Below are 13,232 nucleotides of genomic sequence, written 5' to 3' on the forward strand. Positions count from 1 at the left end.
TCAATTTTCCGAGACACGCGCATCCACCGCGATCGCCGGATCATCGGTAAATACTCCGTCCACACCCGCCCTTTGCAACAGGCCGACCAGCGTGCCCATTTCGCCCGGTTGCGCATCTGCCCCGGGTGAGCGCAGCGGCGCGGGCAGAAACAGGTTCTCCTTGCGCAAGGTCCAGCCATGCACGGCAAGGCCGGCCGCCTGCGCATTTCGCACCAGCGGCAGGCCATAGCTATCAGCTGCCAGCAACAGTGAAATATCCGCTCCGATTCCATCGGCATAAGTGGCGATCATCGCCAGCCCATCGGGCGCGATCATCTGCGCATAGCTCCGCCCCGCAATATCCGCCGGACCACCTTCCGCCGCGATCAGCTGGACCAGCCGCAGATCGGTCATCGCGTTCAGCCGCACCAGCGGCGTGACTTCAAAGCTCTGGATGAACACCGGATCGGCTGCGCTGCGATATCCCGCGCGGCTGAGTTGCTCCACCAGCATTTCGGGCAGATCGAAGCCGATGCTGGCGAAATATGCCGGGTGCTTGATCTCCGGATAAATGCCGATGGCACGGCCCGTTTCCGCCTCCTTGGCGCGCACCAGATCGATGATCTCGGCGAAGGTAGGCACCGGATACAAGCCATCGAAGGCCGTGTTGGCGCGGCGAATTTCGGGCAGGCGTTCGCGCGCGCGCAGGGTCTGCAATTCGGCCAGGGTGAAATCCTCGGTGAACCAGCCGGTCACCTCTTCCCCGTCGATTGTACGGGTGGACAGGCGCGCGGCGAATTCGGGGTGCTCACCGACATCGGTGGTGCCGGACATCTCATTCTCGTGCCGCGCCACCAGCACGCCGTCCTTCGTCGGCACCAGGTCCATCTCGATATAATCGGCGCCCTGATCGATCGCGCGTTCATAGGCGGCCAGCGTGTGTTCGGGCCGCTCCCCGCTCGCACCGCGGTGGGCGATGATGAGCATGTCCTGTGCACCCGCGCCCAGTGGCACAAGCAGCAGCGCGGCCAGAGCCAACAGCCACCTCACGACAAAGCCGCTTCCCATTCCATCTGGTTGAAGCCGACCAGCAGGCCGCCGTCATGCTCCACTACCGGGCGCTTGATCATGGAAGGGTTGGCCTCCATCAGCACCACCGCCTTGGCATCGTTGATCCCGGCCTTGTCTGCTTCGGGCAGCTTGCGAAAGGTGGTGCCGCGCCTGTTGAGCACCGTGTCCACGCCCTTTGCCGCCACCCATCCGGCCAGCTTGCCCGCGTCGGCACCTTCCTTCTTGTAGTCGTGAAAAGCGTATTCGATGCCCCTGGCGTCCAGCCATTTGCGGGCCTTTTTCACTGTGTCGCAATTGGGAATGCCGTAGAAATGGATGGTCATTCTTTATCCTCTGTGCTGAATTCGTGGATGCGCGGATTGGCGCAGGCAAACAGCGTATAGCCTGCATACCAGCGCGCCCGGCCATCCTGTTGTGCAGCGCGGTGTTCCTCCACAAGGCCCCAGCCGCGCGCCGAGGCTTCGTCCGCCCACTCGGAAATGGCGACCACTTCGCCATCGTCGGCGGTGTAGCTCTTGAAGGATATGTAACCCGGTTGATCGCGCGCCAGTTCCACCATCCGTGCGGCCAGCGCTTCATAGGCGGCATAATCGATACCATCGCGCTTGCGGCTGCGGAAGACGACGAGGAACATCAGCGCGCAGCTTCCCTGGGCCCGAGATGCGCATCGGCGATGGCCACCGCCAGCGCGTCTGCCGCATCCGCACCCGCCACCACTGCGCCGGGCAGCAATATCTTGAGCATCGCCTGCACCTGGGCTTTTTCTGCTGCGCCTGTGCCGACCACGGCTTTCTTCACCAGCCGCGCGGCATGTTCATTCACGCCCAGCCCCGCCGCACCGCAAGCCGCCAGCACCGCGCCCCGCGCCTGCGCCAGTTTCAAAGTGCTTTGCGGGTTCTTGTTGAGGTAGATCTCCTCCGCCGCGGCACGGTCCGGGAGATATTGGGCAATCAGCAGCGCCAGTTCGGTTTGCAGATGGGCGAGCCGCTGAGCCATCGGCGCCTTGGCATCGGTTTTCACCTGGCCATTGGCGATGTGCGCAAGGCGGCTGCCCTCACTGCGGATCACGCCCCAGCCGGTGCATGACAGCGACGGGTCCAGCCCCAGTATGATCACGATATCTTCACAGCCTGAGGCCGAATTTCGGACCGATCTGCATCATCAGCAGGTAAAGCCCCACCGTCAGCACACAGCCCAGCGCCAGCGCGATCCAGAAATGCACGCCGCTGCGCAGCAACATGGGGATCAGCAGGAACATCGGCAGGCTGGGCAGCACGTACCAGAAGGTCGCCTGCGCATGGACGGCCATGTTCTCCGCGTCAGGCCGCGCGCTCCACAGGAAGATCATGCCCAGCACGCTGACCAGCGGCAGGCTGGCCACCAGAGCCGCCATCGCGGGCAGCTTCTTGCCCAGTTCGGCGATGGCCGCGATCATGGTGCCGGCAAGCAGCGCCTTGGCGACCAGGCTCCACATCAGCCGTCTAGCTTGTCCATGATCTCGTCAGAGATTTCATAATTGCCCCACACGGTCTGCACATCGTCATCGTCGTCGAGCATGTCGACCAGCTTGAGCAGGACGCCGGCGTCCTTCTCGTCCAGTTCCACGGTCAGGTTCGGCTTCCACGCCAGCTTGACGTTCTCTGCCTCGCCCAGCGCCTTTTCCATGCTGGAGGATACTTCGTGCAGGGCCTCCATCTCGGTCCAGATGGTGTGGCCGTCTTCGCTGCTTTCGATATCGTCGGCGCCCGCTTCCATCGCCGCCATCAGGACGGTTTCCTCATCGCCCGCACTGGCCGGATATTCGATCAGGCCCTTGCGCTCAAACCCGTGGGCCACGGCGCCAGAGGCGGCCATGTTGCCGCCGTTCTTGCTGAACGCGGTGCGGATGTTGGTGGCGGTACGGTTGCGATTGTCGGTCAGCGCTTCCACGATGATGGCGCTGCCGCCGGGGCCGTAGCCCTCATAGCGCACCTCCTCGTAATTCTCGCCGTCGCTGGCGGTGGCCTTGTCGATCGCGCGCTGGATATTGTCCTTGGGCATGGACTGCGCCTTGGCCGCGTTGACTGCCAGCCGCAGGCGCGGGTTCATGTCCGGATCGGGCATGCCCATTTTCGCCGCCACGGTGATTTCGCGGCTGAGTTTGGAAAAGAGGTTGGAACGCTTCTTATCCTGCGCACCCTTGCGGTGCATGATGTTCTTGAATTTGGAATGGCCTGCCATGGTATCGCTTGTTTTGCTGAGATGGAATTTCTGCAGCAGCCCTAGCGAAGAGGCGCGCGCGCGGCAATGGACCAGCGCCAGCCTTGTGTCAGATCCGCACCGCCGTGCCGCTGACCGAAACCATCAGCATGGAGCCGGTCTTGCCGATCACCTCGTAATCCAGATCGACACCGACCACGGCATTGCCGCCGCGCGTGGCGCTGGCGGCCTGCAATTCCTGGATCGCCTGCTCGCGCGCGTCGGCAAGGATGCGCTCATAACTGCCAGAGCGCCCGCCCACGATGTCACGTATATTGGCAAACATGTCGCGGAAGATATTCGCGCCCACGATCACCTCGCCAGTGATCACGCCCAGATATTCCTGGATCGGTCGCCCCTCAATGGTGGGAGTGGTGGTAACGATGATGCCGCGTGCGTCTTTCCAGGGTCCGGCCATGGGTGACTGATCCTTCCTCAATTGCTCCAAACTGCCGTATTACTAGCATAATACAGCAGCCGGATCAATCGAGTCGGACCTGACGGCGGCTGGACCTCAGCCCAGGCCCAGCGCGGCCTTGTAGGTATCCAGGATCATTTCCATTTCGCTGCGATCGTCGGGCTTCATCTTACGCAGGCGCACGATCTGGCGCATGATCTTGGGATCGTAACCCACCGCCTTTGCCTCGGCATAGACATCGCGGATATCGTCGGCGATGCCCTTCTTCTCTTCTTCAAGGCGTTCAATGCGCTCTATCAGCAGGCGCAGGCGATCGTCGGTGGCTTCGGCCATCATGTGCTCCGGTACAGTATGTGAGAATCAGTTGGCAGTGCGATAGCCAGACTGGCCCAAGGGGTGAACCCGGGCCGGAATTATTCCTGTGAGTTCTTCGCCAGGCTCGCTTCCATGCGCGCCAGTTGCTCAGGCGTGGCCTCGCTCTGGAACCTGTCTTTCCACTCGGCCATTGGCATGCCGTGAATCAGCTCGCGTACTGCACCCTTGTCGCCTTCGAAGCCTGCATCGCGGATCCAGTCCGCCAGGCAATTGCGGCAGAAGCCTGCCAGGCCCATCAGCTCGATATTCTGCGCATCGTGGCGGTGGCGCAGATGGCGCACCAGCCGACGAAAGGCAGCGGCGGCCACATCATCGGGCAATTGATCGATCGGATCGGTGGAATTGGTCATTTTACGTCCTTGTCTTGTCGCGCTGCCCTGCCATAGACTCCCGCCAATGGCAAAGCTCCTCCCCCGTGGCCGCAAGGTCAAGATTCTCGCCACGATTGGCCCATCCAGCCGCGATCCCGATACGCTGCGCGCCTTGCTGTGCGCCGGCGCGGACGCCTTCCGCTTCAACATGAGCCACGGCGACCACGCGGTGCATGCCGAGAATTTCAAGACCGTTCGCGCGCTGGAAAAGGAATTCAACCGCCCCATCGCCATCCTGTGCGATCTGCAGGGTCCAAAGCTGCGCGTTGGCGAATTTGCCGAAGGCAAGGCGGTGATCGCGCATGGCGCCACCTTCACGCTGGACCGGGACGAGACGCCCGGCGATGCCTCCCGCGTGTGCCTGCCCCATCCGGAAATCTTCGACGTGATCGCAGTGGGCCAGCGGCTGCTGATCAATGACGGCAAGATCCGCCTGAAGGTGAAGCAGGTCGATGACACATCGATCACCTGCCAGGCCGAAGTGGGCGGAGTGATATCGGATCGCAAGGGCGTGAACGTGCCCGATGCGGAGATTCCCATCCCCGCGCTGACCGCCAAGGACCGGCGCGATCTGGACTTCGCGATCGAGCATGGCGCGGACTGGATCGGCCTGTCGTTCGTGCAGCGCCCGGAGGACCTGAGCGAAGCGCGGCAGCTGATGGGCGGGCGCGGCGCGCTGTGCGCCAAGATCGAGAAACCGCAGGCGATCAAGCGGCTGGACGAAATTATCGCCCTGTCCGACGGGGTGATGGTGGCGCGCGGCGATCTGGGCGTGGAGCTCAATCCCGAAGAAGTGCCGCCGCTGCAGAAGAAGATCGTCAACGCCACGCGGCTGACCGGCAAGCCGGTGATCGTGGCCACACAAATGCTCGAAAGCATGATCGAAAGCCCCACGCCCACGCGCGCAGAAGTCTCTGACGTGGCCAATGCGGTCTATGACGGCGCCGATGTGGTGATGCTGAGCGCGGAAACCGCTGCCGGCGACTGGCCCGAAGAAGCGGTGATCATGATGGATTCCATCGCCCGCCAGGTGGAGCGTGACGAAGGCTACAAGATGCGCGTGCGCCTGCTCGATACGCCGCCCGATGCCACCACCGCCGATGCGCTGGCGCATGCCTGCATGACGGTGGGCGACACTATCGAACTGGCTGCGATCACCGTGTTCACCTCCACCGGATCATCCGCCCGCCGCGTGGCGCGCGAACGGCCTGCGGTGCCGGTGATGGTGCTGACCCCGTCTGTCGCAGTGGCGCGGCGCGTGGCCCTGCTGTGGGGCGCGCATCCGATTGCGACCAGGGACATCGGCAGTTTCGAGGAGATGATCGGCAAGGCCAAGCGCATGTCCCTGCGCCATGGCTTTGGCCAGGAAGGCAGCGCCATTGCGGTGATGGCGGGCGTGCCCTTCGGCCACTCAGGCGCGACCAACCTGCTCCATGTCGTGACCCTGAGCGGCGCCGAGCTGGACGAATATGAGAATGATCACCCCGAAGAGGACTGATCAGCCGTAGCCGCCTGCTTTTCCGCCAGCGCCTCATCCAGATCATCGGGCAATTCATAATAGCCGCCCGACAAGTCATCATACCGGCCCGATGCCAGGTCGAGGCAGCGCCGGGCGCAACGCGCCAGATCATCCTGCGCCGACGGATCGTCCACCCGTTCCTTCAGCCGATCGACCATGCCGCCGAGGTATTTCTGCGCTGCGGCATCCTCCATCGTTTCGCGCGCCAGCTGCGTGGGCACGAAGCCGGGGTCGATGGCAAAGGCGCTGACGCCCGTTCCCGCCAGTTCGGCCGCAGCTTCGGCCACCAGCCGGTTCTGCGCGATCTTGCCGGTGCAATAGGCGGACAGATGCGGGGCCACGATCCGCGCGGCCTTGGCCGAAACGCAGATCACCCGCCCGCGCCCGCGCTCCACCATGCCGGGCAATACGCCGTGCATCAGCAGGAAAGGGGCACGGATGTGGATTTCCTGTGCGCGCCACCACTCCTGCGGATCAACTTCCCACAGCGGCCCGAACGGGCCGGGCACGCCGGCATTGGAGATCAGCAGGTCAACGGGACCGAGCCTTGCCTGAACGTCGGACAAGGCGGCAGAGATGCTGCCGGGATCGGTCACATCGCAGGCAAAGGCCAAGGCTTCTCCGCCCGCTGATTGAATGGCCTGCGCCGCCTCCTCCAGCTGGCCGGTGGAGCGCGCGGCCAGCGCCACCCTGGCACCTTCCGCCGCAAGCCGCTGCGCAATGGCGCGTCCGAACCCGCGCCCGGCGCCGGTTACCAATGCCACTTGTCCTGCCAGAATACCCATCGTCGTCTCCTTTGCGCACATGGCTAAAGACCGCGCGAACGCGTGTCGATAGCATGTGTCTGCAGAAAGAAAATGGAGCGGGCGAGGCGATTCGAACGCCCGACCCCAACCTTGGCAAGGTTGTGCTCTACCCCTGAGCTACGCCCGCTCACTGACGCGTCCCGAAACGATGATTCCGGGTGGGAGGCGCGCGGTTAGCACCGGGTCCCCACCCTTGCAAGTAGCAAATGCCGGCAATGGCAGGATAAGCGCAATTCGCGCCTTCACCCTTCACAAATGCGCCCGATGCTCCACATAGGGGTCTGGACAGATTCACGCATAGCAGGAGCAGCCACTTGGCAAGCATGGGCCTTAGTATGGACGAGCAGAAAGCCGTCGAGAGATTTCGCACCCAGGTGGTCGATCCTTCGCAGACGCAGCTGGTGATCGTGGATTTCTGGGCCGAATGGTGCGGCCCGTGCAAGGCGTTGACGCCGATCCTGGAGAAAGTCTGCGCCGAATATGCCGACAAGGGCGTGGTGCTGGCCAAGATCAATGTGGACGAGGACAAGTTCATTGCCGAACAGTTCCAGGTCCGCTCCATCCCTACCGTCTATGCCATGTTCCAGGGCCAGCCTGTGGCGGACCTGACCCCGGCGCGCACCGAATCGCAGCTGAAGGGTGCGCTGGACCAGATCCTGACGCAGCTGCCCATTGGCGAAGCTGCCGAGGGCGGGCAGAAGGCTCCTGATATTGGCGAGCTGATCGCCTTTGCAGATAAGCTGCTGGCCGATGGCGAGGCAGAGCAGGCCGCACAGGCCTTCATGCAGATCGGCCAGATGGACAACACCAGGCCAGAGGCGTTTGCCGGACTGATCCGCGCCCTGCTGGCCGCCGGACACAAGGAACAGGCGCAGGCCACCTATGATGCCCTGCCGCCCGAAATGCAGGCCGAAGCAGCCGTGGCGCAGGCCTATAGCGCACTGGAACTGGCCGGGCCGGACGTGGATGACAGCGAATTGCAGGCTCTGCGCGCGGCAGCGGCGGAACGCCCTGCGGATATGGACGCGCAAATGGCCTTTGCCGAGGCCGCCTTTGCCGCAGGCGTGCGCGATGATGCCGCTGACGTGCTGCTGACCATGATCGAGCGCGAGGCGGAATGGAACGAAGGCGCGGCCAAGGCCAAGCTGTTGCAGATATTCGAAGCCGTCGGGCTGGAAGACCCGTGGGTTTCCGGCCAGCGCCGCCGATTGTCGTTGTTGCTGTTCGGATGAGCGGAAAGCGGCTCTCCATCTTCCCGCTGACCGGCGCAATCCTGTTTCCCGGCCTGCAACTGCCGTTGCATATCTTTGAGCCGCGATACCGCGCCATGGTGGGCGATGCACTGGCCCGCGACCGGCGTATTGCCATGATCCAGCCGCAGGACATGCGCGAAGGATCGCCGCTGTTCGACATCGGCTGCGTGGGCAAGATCGAGGACGTCGAGACATCAGAGGACGGGCTGTACAATATCGTGCTGGGCGGCGAGCAGCGCTTCCGCATCCTGCGCGAACTGGATGTGACCACGCCGTTCCGCCAGGTGGAGGCAGAGCTGATAGAGGAGCCGATTGGCGAATTCCTCAGCAGCGCCGAACGCGCCGGGTTTGAAAATGAAGCACGCAAGTTCGCCGAGGCGCAGGGCTATTCCGTGGACTGGGAATCAATCGCCCAGCTGGACGATGTCGCGCTGATCAACGGCCTGTCCCAGATCGCCCCCTTCGATGCTGCCGCCAAGCAGGCGCTGCTGGAAGCCGACGACCTGAACCAGCGCTGCGAATTGCTGATCCAGCTGATGGAATTCTTCGGCCGCAGCGATCCCGACGAAAGCAAGGTTACGTTGCAGTAGTTTGTTTTAGCCTCAGGCTAAGAAAAACTATTCCTCAAACCGTCGATCACATATTGTGCGGCAAGGGCTGCCAGCAGCACGCCCAGCAGGCGGGTGATGACCGCTTCCACCTTGGCGCCGAACAGCTTCATCAGCGGGCTTGCCGCCATCAGCGCCAGCATGGTGAGCAGCAGCACGGCCGCCAATGCGCCCAGCACCACCAGAGTGCCTTCCACGCCGTCAGCCGAACCTTCCAGCAGCATGATGGAGGCAATCGCGCCCGGCCCGGCCAGCATGGGCATGGCCATGGGGAAGACCGACACATCTTCATATTCGGGCTTGTCGCGGATCTTGTCGGCCCGGTCCTCCCTGCGCTCGGTCCGCTTTTCGAACACCATCTCCAGCGCGATCAGGAACAGCATGATACCGCCGGCAATGCGGAACGCATCCAGCTCTATATGCATGGCGCGCAGCAGATCGGCGCCGAACAGCGCAAAGCCCACCAGGATCAGTCCGGCGATGAAACAGGCGCGAATGGCCATGTTGCGCCGCGCGGAAGGAGACGCGTGGGCGGTCAGCCCGGCATAGATCGGCGCGCATCCGGGAGGATCGATCACCACGAACAGGGTCACGAAGGCGGAGAGAAACAGTTCGGTCATGGCTTAGCTGCCCGGGGCCGGCGGTGCGGAGAAATCCAGCGCCTGCTGCCAGCTTCCCTCGCGCAGGTAATCCACCACCACGCGGCGCTGGCCATCGGCGCCGTGTTCCCAGCGCCATTGCAGTGAGCCATCGCGGGAGCGGGCAGAGCCGGGCGCGCTGTCACTTGCCGCCACCGGCGGCGCTGACGAACCGGCTGCACGCGTGCAATCGGCCACCTTGCCTTCAATCGAATCGATCTGGGTGACGATGATCGTGTCCTCATCCGGCTCCACCTGCGGCGGGGGCGGAGGGGGCTGCGGATTGTCCGCCGCGCGCAGATCATAGGTCCAGCGATAGCCGGAGCGTTCCTGCAGTTCCCACACCGTGACATAGGAGCCGACAATTCCGCCTGCATCCAGATAGCGCCCGAAGCTGACCGCCAGCGTGCCATCGCAGCTGGACCAGACAACAGACGGGGACCGGCGCGTCAGGGCATGGCCATCGCCCTGTCCGGCAAGCCAGCTCATCGCCGGGACCAGTCCGGCCTCGTCATGCACCACGGCATCACCGGCAGCGTAATTGTCAAAAGCGGCTCTCTCGCCATCTTCGCGCACAGCCTTGGCAAAGGCGATATCGGCGGCAGCGACAGATCCGGGATCGCCCACAGGTGGCAGCGGGCGGTCACTCGCCCTGCCGCTGATCTGGTCGCCCAGCGGACCGCCGCGACCAGAGGCGCATCCGCCCAGGGCCAGAAGGGCGCATGCTGCTGCGCAGGCGGCAAGGGCAAGATGGTTTTTCATGAAACCGCCACTGCGCCCCGCCGCGCGCAAAGTCAAAGCGCGGTGGTGGCCAGGTTGCGAATGACGATATCGAGGATGTTGAGACCCACGATCAGCACCAGCGGCGAGAAGTCGATTGCGCCAGTGTTGGGCATCAGCTTGCGGATCGGGTTGAGGATCGGATCGAGCAGCGCGTTCACCGCGCGCCAGATCGCCTCCACGAAATTGTTCTGCATGTTCACGACATTGAAGCTGATCAGCAGGCTGAGTACGAACTGGGTGATCACCAGCACGATGATGATCGAGACGAGATAACCGATGATCTGCGAAAGTGTGATTAGCAGCACGTCATGACCCTTTATTATTGCGTCCCCGAACGGAGCCTACAGCATCAGCGGCGAGTGTATCAACCGCCTAATACGCATTAGGCGCTGATCAGCGTACCCGCCCCGCGCGAGGTGAAGAATTCCAGCAGCATGGCGTGCGGCACGCGGCCATCCAGCACAACCGCCGCCTCGCAGCCTGCCTCCACCGCCGCAACGCAGGTTTCCAGCTTGGGGATCATGCCGCCGCTGATGGTGCCATCGGCGCGCATGCGGGCGATGTCCGCAGGCTTGAGGTCGGTCTGCAGATTGCCCTGCTTGTCCAGCACGCCCGGCACATCGGTCAGCAGGAACAGCCGCGCCGCGCCCAGAGCGGCGGCAATGGCGCCGGCCATGGTATCGGCGTTGATATTATAGGTATGTCCCTCCCCGTCAGAGGCGATCGGGGCGATGATCGGGATCATCCCGGCATCGCTGACAGTCTTGAGTACGGTGGTGTCCACTTCCTTGGGCTCGCCCACGAAGCCGAGGTCGACAATCTGTTCGATCTGGCTGTCGGGGTCTTTCACCGTGCGGGTGACCTTTTCCGCGCGCACCAGCCCGCCATCCTTGCCCGAAATGCCGATGGCCTTGCCGCCCGCCTGCGCGATCCAGCCGACCAGTTCCTTGTTGATCGCGCCGGACAGCACCATTTCGGCAATCTCGGCGGTCTGCTTGTCGGTCACGCGCAGCCCGTCGACGAATTGCGATTCCACGCCCAGTTTCTTCAGCATGGCGCCGATCTGCGGGCCGCCACCATGCACCACCACCGGATTGATGCCGACGGCTTTCAGCAGCACGATATCCTCGGCAAAGTCCTGCGCCGCCTCCGGATCGCCCATGGCATGGCCGCCATATTTCACCACGAAGCTGCGCCCGGCATAGCGCTGGAAGTAAGGCAGGGCCTCGATCAGAGTCTCGGCCTTGGCCAGCATCTGCTTGTCGCCCGCGTGTGTCGTTGCTGTGTTGGTCATAATGGCTGCGCGCAATAGTCGCTTTGCCGCGCACTGCCTAGTCGATCCCGCAATCTATTAGGCATTCCCCCTGATGCGTAGTCTCGCGGATATGTGGCTGGCGGCCACAGCCATAGGGTCCGCATCGTGACCCGGGCCCTGCTCCTCCTCCTGGTTTTTCCGTTCCTGCTTGCTGCGCAGGATCTGGAGCAGGGCCAATTTTCCCGGTGTTCGGGCAGCGGCCGCATCACCTGCGTCGTTGACGGGGACACGATCTGGTATCGCGGGGACAAGATCCGTCTGGCCGATATCAACACCCCCGAAATCAGTCGTCCCGCCTGCCGCCGGGAGGCCGAGCTTGGCGAAGAGGCGACGGTGCGGCTGACGATATTGCTGAATCAGGGTCCGTTCACGCTGGTGAGCGAGGGTCGCAACCTTGATCGCTATGGCCGGCAATTGCGCATCGTCATGCGCGACGGGCGGAGTCTGGGCGCGATATTGGTGGCCGAAGGGCTGGCCGAACAATGGCAGGGCCGCCGCGGAGACTGGTGCGAGGCGTAGGGGCAATCGTATTGGTCGCGTCGCACGCACCCGCACGGCGGCACTTGCCGACCCGCGCCGCAGGTGAGAAGAATGCGCCCATGAAACGCAAACATTATGAAGAGACGCTCGAGCAGCTTGAGCATGAGTTGGTGGCCATGGCGCGCTGGGCAAAGACGACCGGTCAGCGGATTCTGGTAATCTTCGAAGGACGCGATACGGCGGGCAAGGGCGGCACGATCAAGGCCATCAGCGAGCGGATCAATCCGCGCCAGTGCCGCCTTGTCGCCCTGCCCAAGCCGACCGAGACCGAGGCCACGCAGTGGTATTTCCAGCGCTATGTCCCCCATCTTCCCGCCGCCGGGGAGATCGTGCTGTTCGACCGCAGCTGGTACAACCGCGCCGGGGTGGAAAAGGTCATGGGCTTTGCCACCGATGAGCAGGTGGAGGCTTTCCTGCGCGATGTGCCCACGTTCGAAAAGCTGCTGGTGGACGATGGCATCCGCCTGTTCAAATACTGGCTGGCCTGCGATCAGGAGCATCAGGAGGAGCGCTTTGCCGAGCGGCTGGAAGACCCGCTGAAGCGCTGGAAGCTGTCCCCCATCGATATCAAGGCGCGCACCAAATTCGCCGAATACACCGCCGCGCGCGAAGCCATGTTTGCCGCCACCCACAGCTATCAGGCGCCGTGGACCGTGGTCGATTACAATGACCAGAGGCAGGGCCGCCTGACCCTCATCCGCAACCTGCTCGACCGCCTGCCTGAAACAGATGTGCCCGAGGACGAGATCGACTGGCCCCGGCTGGAGCATCCGCCGCTGAACGAGGAATTCGGCCGCCTGAAGCCGATCGATCATTATGGCCCGGACGATGACTGACACCGCGCAGACGGGCCGATCCGCCACCAATACGCACCGCATCTACACCACCAGCTTCGCCAGCGTGTATCCCCTCTATGTCGCCAAGGCCGAGCGCAAGGGGCGCAGCAAGGCTGAAGTCGACCAGATCATCTTCTGGCTGACAGGTTACGATACCGACGGGCTGGAACAGCTGCTCGCAGACAAGACCGATTTCGAGAATTTCTTCGCCCTGGCCCCGGCCATGAATCCCCGCCGCGAACTCATAAAAGGCGTGGTCTGCGGCATTCGCGTGGAGGACGTCGAAGCGCCGCTGATGCGCGAAATCCGCTATCTCGACAAACTGGTAGACGAACTCGCGCGCGGCAAGGGGATGGAGAAGATACTGCGCGAATGACGTTTGGCGCGGCAGCGGCCAGGTCCCCGATTGGGCTGGCCCATGCCAAACCACTGTCCTGTCTGGCCCCGCCTGGTCTGACGCAGCAGCCGGGCAGGTCCCGGCC

At 63.4% G+C, this 13,232-nt stretch carries 20 protein-coding genes and 1 tRNA gene; 6 read left to right on the forward strand and 15 right to left on the reverse strand.

The genetic code is table 11. The annotated features are described in order from the left end of the window. The 9 genes from GRI32_RS06045 to GRI32_RS06085 all read right to left on the reverse strand — a co-directional run bounded on the left by GRI32_RS06045 (position 1) and on the right by GRI32_RS06085 (position 4,431). Complete coding sequence (locus GRI32_RS06045) at positions 1-1,047, reverse strand: glycerophosphodiester phosphodiesterase (protein WP_160590486.1); 1,047 nt, start codon at positions 1,045-1,047, stop codon at positions 1-3. Then, complete coding sequence (locus GRI32_RS06050; protein WP_160590488.1) at positions 1,026-1,373, reverse strand: arsenate reductase; 348 nt, start codon at positions 1,371-1,373, stop codon at positions 1,026-1,028. The genes GRI32_RS06045 and GRI32_RS06050 overlap by 22 nt, the downstream gene beginning before the upstream one ends. Beyond that, the gene (locus tag GRI32_RS06055; protein WP_160590490.1) at positions 1,370-1,684 is read right to left on the reverse strand and encodes an antibiotic biosynthesis monooxygenase family protein; all 315 of its coding nucleotides are present in this window, start codon (positions 1,682-1,684) and stop codon (positions 1,370-1,372) included. Before GRI32_RS06055 ends, GRI32_RS06050 begins: the two co-directional genes overlap by 4 nt. Continuing rightward, a complete protein-coding gene (gene ruvC, locus GRI32_RS06060) occupies positions 1,684-2,166 on the reverse strand; it encodes a crossover junction endodeoxyribonuclease RuvC (protein WP_160590492.1) in 483 nt (160 codons plus the stop codon). Before ruvC ends, GRI32_RS06055 begins: the two co-directional genes overlap by 1 nt. 7 nt (positions 2,167-2,173) lie before the next feature. After that, positions 2,174-2,524 carry a DUF3147 family protein gene (locus GRI32_RS06065; RefSeq protein ID WP_160590494.1) on the reverse strand — a complete coding sequence of 117 codons (351 nt, stop codon included), beginning with the start codon at positions 2,522-2,524 and terminating at the stop codon, positions 2,174-2,176. Beyond that, a complete protein-coding gene (locus GRI32_RS06070; RefSeq protein WP_160590496.1) occupies positions 2,524-3,270 on the reverse strand; it encodes a YebC/PmpR family DNA-binding transcriptional regulator in 747 nt (248 codons plus the stop codon). Before GRI32_RS06070 ends, GRI32_RS06065 begins: the two co-directional genes overlap by 1 nt. A gap of 88 nt (positions 3,271-3,358) precedes the next feature. Next, a complete protein-coding gene (locus GRI32_RS06075; RefSeq protein ID WP_202385963.1) occupies positions 3,359-3,706 on the reverse strand; it encodes a heavy metal-binding domain-containing protein in 348 nt (115 codons plus the stop codon). A gap of 96 nt (positions 3,707-3,802) precedes the next feature. Further along, positions 3,803-4,039: a DUF2312 domain-containing protein gene (locus GRI32_RS06080; RefSeq protein WP_160590498.1), complete on the reverse strand. Its 237-nt coding sequence runs from the start codon at positions 4,037-4,039 to the stop codon at positions 3,803-3,805. Positions 4,040-4,119: 80 nt separating this feature from the next. Then, positions 4,120-4,431, reverse strand: coding sequence for a DUF1244 domain-containing protein (locus tag GRI32_RS06085; protein WP_160590500.1), 312 nt, complete (start codon positions 4,429-4,431; stop codon positions 4,120-4,122). Between the two features lie 46 nt (positions 4,432-4,477). On the opposite strand from GRI32_RS06085, the gene pyk reads away from it, so the two are divergent. Then, complete coding sequence (gene pyk, locus GRI32_RS06090; protein ID WP_160590502.1) at positions 4,478-5,950, forward strand: pyruvate kinase; 1,473 nt, start codon at positions 4,478-4,480, stop codon at positions 5,948-5,950. On the opposite strand, the gene GRI32_RS06095 is transcribed toward pyk, so the two are convergent. Then, a complete protein-coding gene (locus GRI32_RS06095) occupies positions 5,932-6,756 on the reverse strand; it encodes an SDR family NAD(P)-dependent oxidoreductase (RefSeq protein WP_160590504.1) in 825 nt (274 codons plus the stop codon). The two genes, pyk and GRI32_RS06095, sit on opposite strands and share 19 nt — an antisense overlap. A 73-nt stretch (positions 6,757-6,829) precedes the next feature. Continuing rightward, a tRNA-Gly gene (locus GRI32_RS06100) sits at positions 6,830-6,904 on the reverse strand. Positions 6,905-7,100: 196 nt separating this feature from the next. Between GRI32_RS06100 and GRI32_RS06105 the strand changes: the two genes are divergently transcribed. Both GRI32_RS06105 and GRI32_RS06110 read left to right on the forward strand, forming a co-directional pair. Further along, positions 7,101-8,009: a tetratricopeptide repeat protein gene (locus GRI32_RS06105; RefSeq protein ID WP_160591069.1), complete on the forward strand. Its 909-nt coding sequence runs from the start codon at positions 7,101-7,103 to the stop codon at positions 8,007-8,009. After that, positions 8,006-8,620: an LON peptidase substrate-binding domain-containing protein gene (locus tag GRI32_RS06110; protein WP_160590506.1), complete on the forward strand. Its 615-nt coding sequence runs from the start codon at positions 8,006-8,008 to the stop codon at positions 8,618-8,620. Before GRI32_RS06105 ends, GRI32_RS06110 begins: the two co-directional genes overlap by 4 nt. A 17-nt stretch (positions 8,621-8,637) precedes the next feature. On the opposite strand, the gene GRI32_RS06115 is transcribed toward GRI32_RS06110, so the two are convergent. The 4 genes from GRI32_RS06115 to argB form a co-directional block, all read right to left on the reverse strand. Beyond that, positions 8,638-9,258, reverse strand: coding sequence for a MarC family protein (locus tag GRI32_RS06115; protein WP_160590508.1), 621 nt, complete (start codon positions 9,256-9,258; stop codon positions 8,638-8,640). A gap of 3 nt (positions 9,259-9,261) precedes the next feature. Beyond that, positions 9,262-10,038 (reverse strand): hypothetical protein, encoded by a 777-nt coding sequence (locus GRI32_RS06120; protein ID WP_160590510.1) that lies wholly within the window; start codon positions 10,036-10,038, stop codon positions 9,262-9,264. Positions 10,039-10,070: 32 nt separating this feature from the next. Next, entirely contained in the window at positions 10,071-10,364 is a 294-nt protein-coding gene (locus tag GRI32_RS06125) for a YggT family protein (RefSeq protein ID WP_160590512.1), read from the reverse strand. A 77-nt stretch (positions 10,365-10,441) separates the two neighbouring features. Beyond that, complete coding sequence (argB, locus tag GRI32_RS06130) at positions 10,442-11,353, reverse strand: acetylglutamate kinase (RefSeq protein WP_237437419.1); 912 nt, start codon at positions 11,351-11,353, stop codon at positions 10,442-10,444. 126 nt (positions 11,354-11,479) lie between these two features. On the opposite strand from argB, the gene GRI32_RS06135 reads away from it, so the two are divergent. From GRI32_RS06135 to GRI32_RS06145, 3 genes are all read left to right on the forward strand, one after another. Then, a complete protein-coding gene (locus tag GRI32_RS06135; protein ID WP_337190168.1) occupies positions 11,480-11,893 on the forward strand; it encodes a thermonuclease family protein in 414 nt (137 codons plus the stop codon). An 80-nt stretch (positions 11,894-11,973) separates the two neighbouring features. Further along, the gene (ppk2, locus tag GRI32_RS06140) at positions 11,974-12,750 is read left to right on the forward strand and encodes a polyphosphate kinase 2 (protein ID WP_160590514.1); all 777 of its coding nucleotides are present in this window, start codon (positions 11,974-11,976) and stop codon (positions 12,748-12,750) included. After that, positions 12,743-13,126: a DUF2200 domain-containing protein gene (locus GRI32_RS06145; RefSeq protein ID WP_160590516.1), complete on the forward strand. Its 384-nt coding sequence runs from the start codon at positions 12,743-12,745 to the stop codon at positions 13,124-13,126. Before ppk2 ends, GRI32_RS06145 begins: the two co-directional genes overlap by 8 nt. Positions 13,127-13,232 lie beyond the last annotated feature (106 nt).

The sequence above is a fragment of the Alteraurantiacibacter aestuarii genome (assembly GCF_009827405.1).
Taxonomy (GTDB): Bacteria; Pseudomonadota; Alphaproteobacteria; order Sphingomonadales; family Sphingomonadaceae; genus Alteraurantiacibacter; species Alteraurantiacibacter aestuarii.

Excerpts from the sequence above, each read along its gene's own strand:
- GRI32_RS06045 (WP_160590486.1), bottom strand. The coding sequence starts at position 1,047 with ATGGGAAGCGGCTTTGTCGTGAGGTGGCTGTTGGCTCTGGCCGCGCTG.
- GRI32_RS06065 (WP_160590494.1), bottom strand. The coding sequence starts at position 2,524 with ATGTGGAGCCTGGTCGCCAAGGCGCTGCTTGCCGGCACCATGATCGCG.
- GRI32_RS06095 (WP_160590504.1), bottom strand. The coding sequence starts at position 6,756 with ATGGGTATTCTGGCAGGACAAGTGGCATTGGTAACCGGCGCCGGGCGC.
- GRI32_RS06115 (WP_160590508.1), bottom strand. The coding sequence starts at position 9,258 with ATGACCGAACTGTTTCTCTCCGCCTTCGTGACCCTGTTCGTGGTGATC.
- GRI32_RS06075 (WP_202385963.1), bottom strand. The coding sequence starts at position 3,706 with ATGGCCGGACCCTGGAAAGACGCACGCGGCATCATCGTTACCACCACT.
- pyk (WP_160590502.1), top strand. The coding sequence starts at position 4,478 with ATGGCAAAGCTCCTCCCCCGTGGCCGCAAGGTCAAGATTCTCGCCACG.
- GRI32_RS06110 (WP_160590506.1), top strand. The coding sequence starts at position 8,006 with ATGAGCGGAAAGCGGCTCTCCATCTTCCCGCTGACCGGCGCAATCCTG.
- GRI32_RS06050 (WP_160590488.1), bottom strand. The coding sequence starts at position 1,373 with ATGACCATCCATTTCTACGGCATTCCCAATTGCGACACAGTGAAAAAG.
- GRI32_RS06085 (WP_160590500.1), bottom strand. The coding sequence starts at position 4,431 with ATGACCAATTCCACCGATCCGATCGATCAATTGCCCGATGATGTGGCC.
- ppk2 (WP_160590514.1), top strand. The coding sequence starts at position 11,974 with ATGAAACGCAAACATTATGAAGAGACGCTCGAGCAGCTTGAGCATGAG.
- GRI32_RS06120 (WP_160590510.1), bottom strand. The coding sequence starts at position 10,038 with ATGAAAAACCATCTTGCCCTTGCCGCCTGCGCAGCAGCATGCGCCCTT.
- GRI32_RS06080 (WP_160590498.1), bottom strand. The coding sequence starts at position 4,039 with ATGGCCGAAGCCACCGACGATCGCCTGCGCCTGCTGATAGAGCGCATT.
- argB (WP_237437419.1), bottom strand. The coding sequence starts at position 11,353 with ATGACCAACACAGCAACGACACACGCGGGCGACAAGCAGATGCTGGCC.
- GRI32_RS06055 (WP_160590490.1), bottom strand. The coding sequence starts at position 1,684 with ATGTTCCTCGTCGTCTTCCGCAGCCGCAAGCGCGATGGTATCGATTAT.
- GRI32_RS06145 (WP_160590516.1), top strand. The coding sequence starts at position 12,743 with ATGACTGACACCGCGCAGACGGGCCGATCCGCCACCAATACGCACCGC.
- GRI32_RS06105 (WP_160591069.1), top strand. The coding sequence starts at position 7,101 with ATGGGCCTTAGTATGGACGAGCAGAAAGCCGTCGAGAGATTTCGCACC.
- GRI32_RS06070 (WP_160590496.1), bottom strand. The coding sequence starts at position 3,270 with ATGGCAGGCCATTCCAAATTCAAGAACATCATGCACCGCAAGGGTGCG.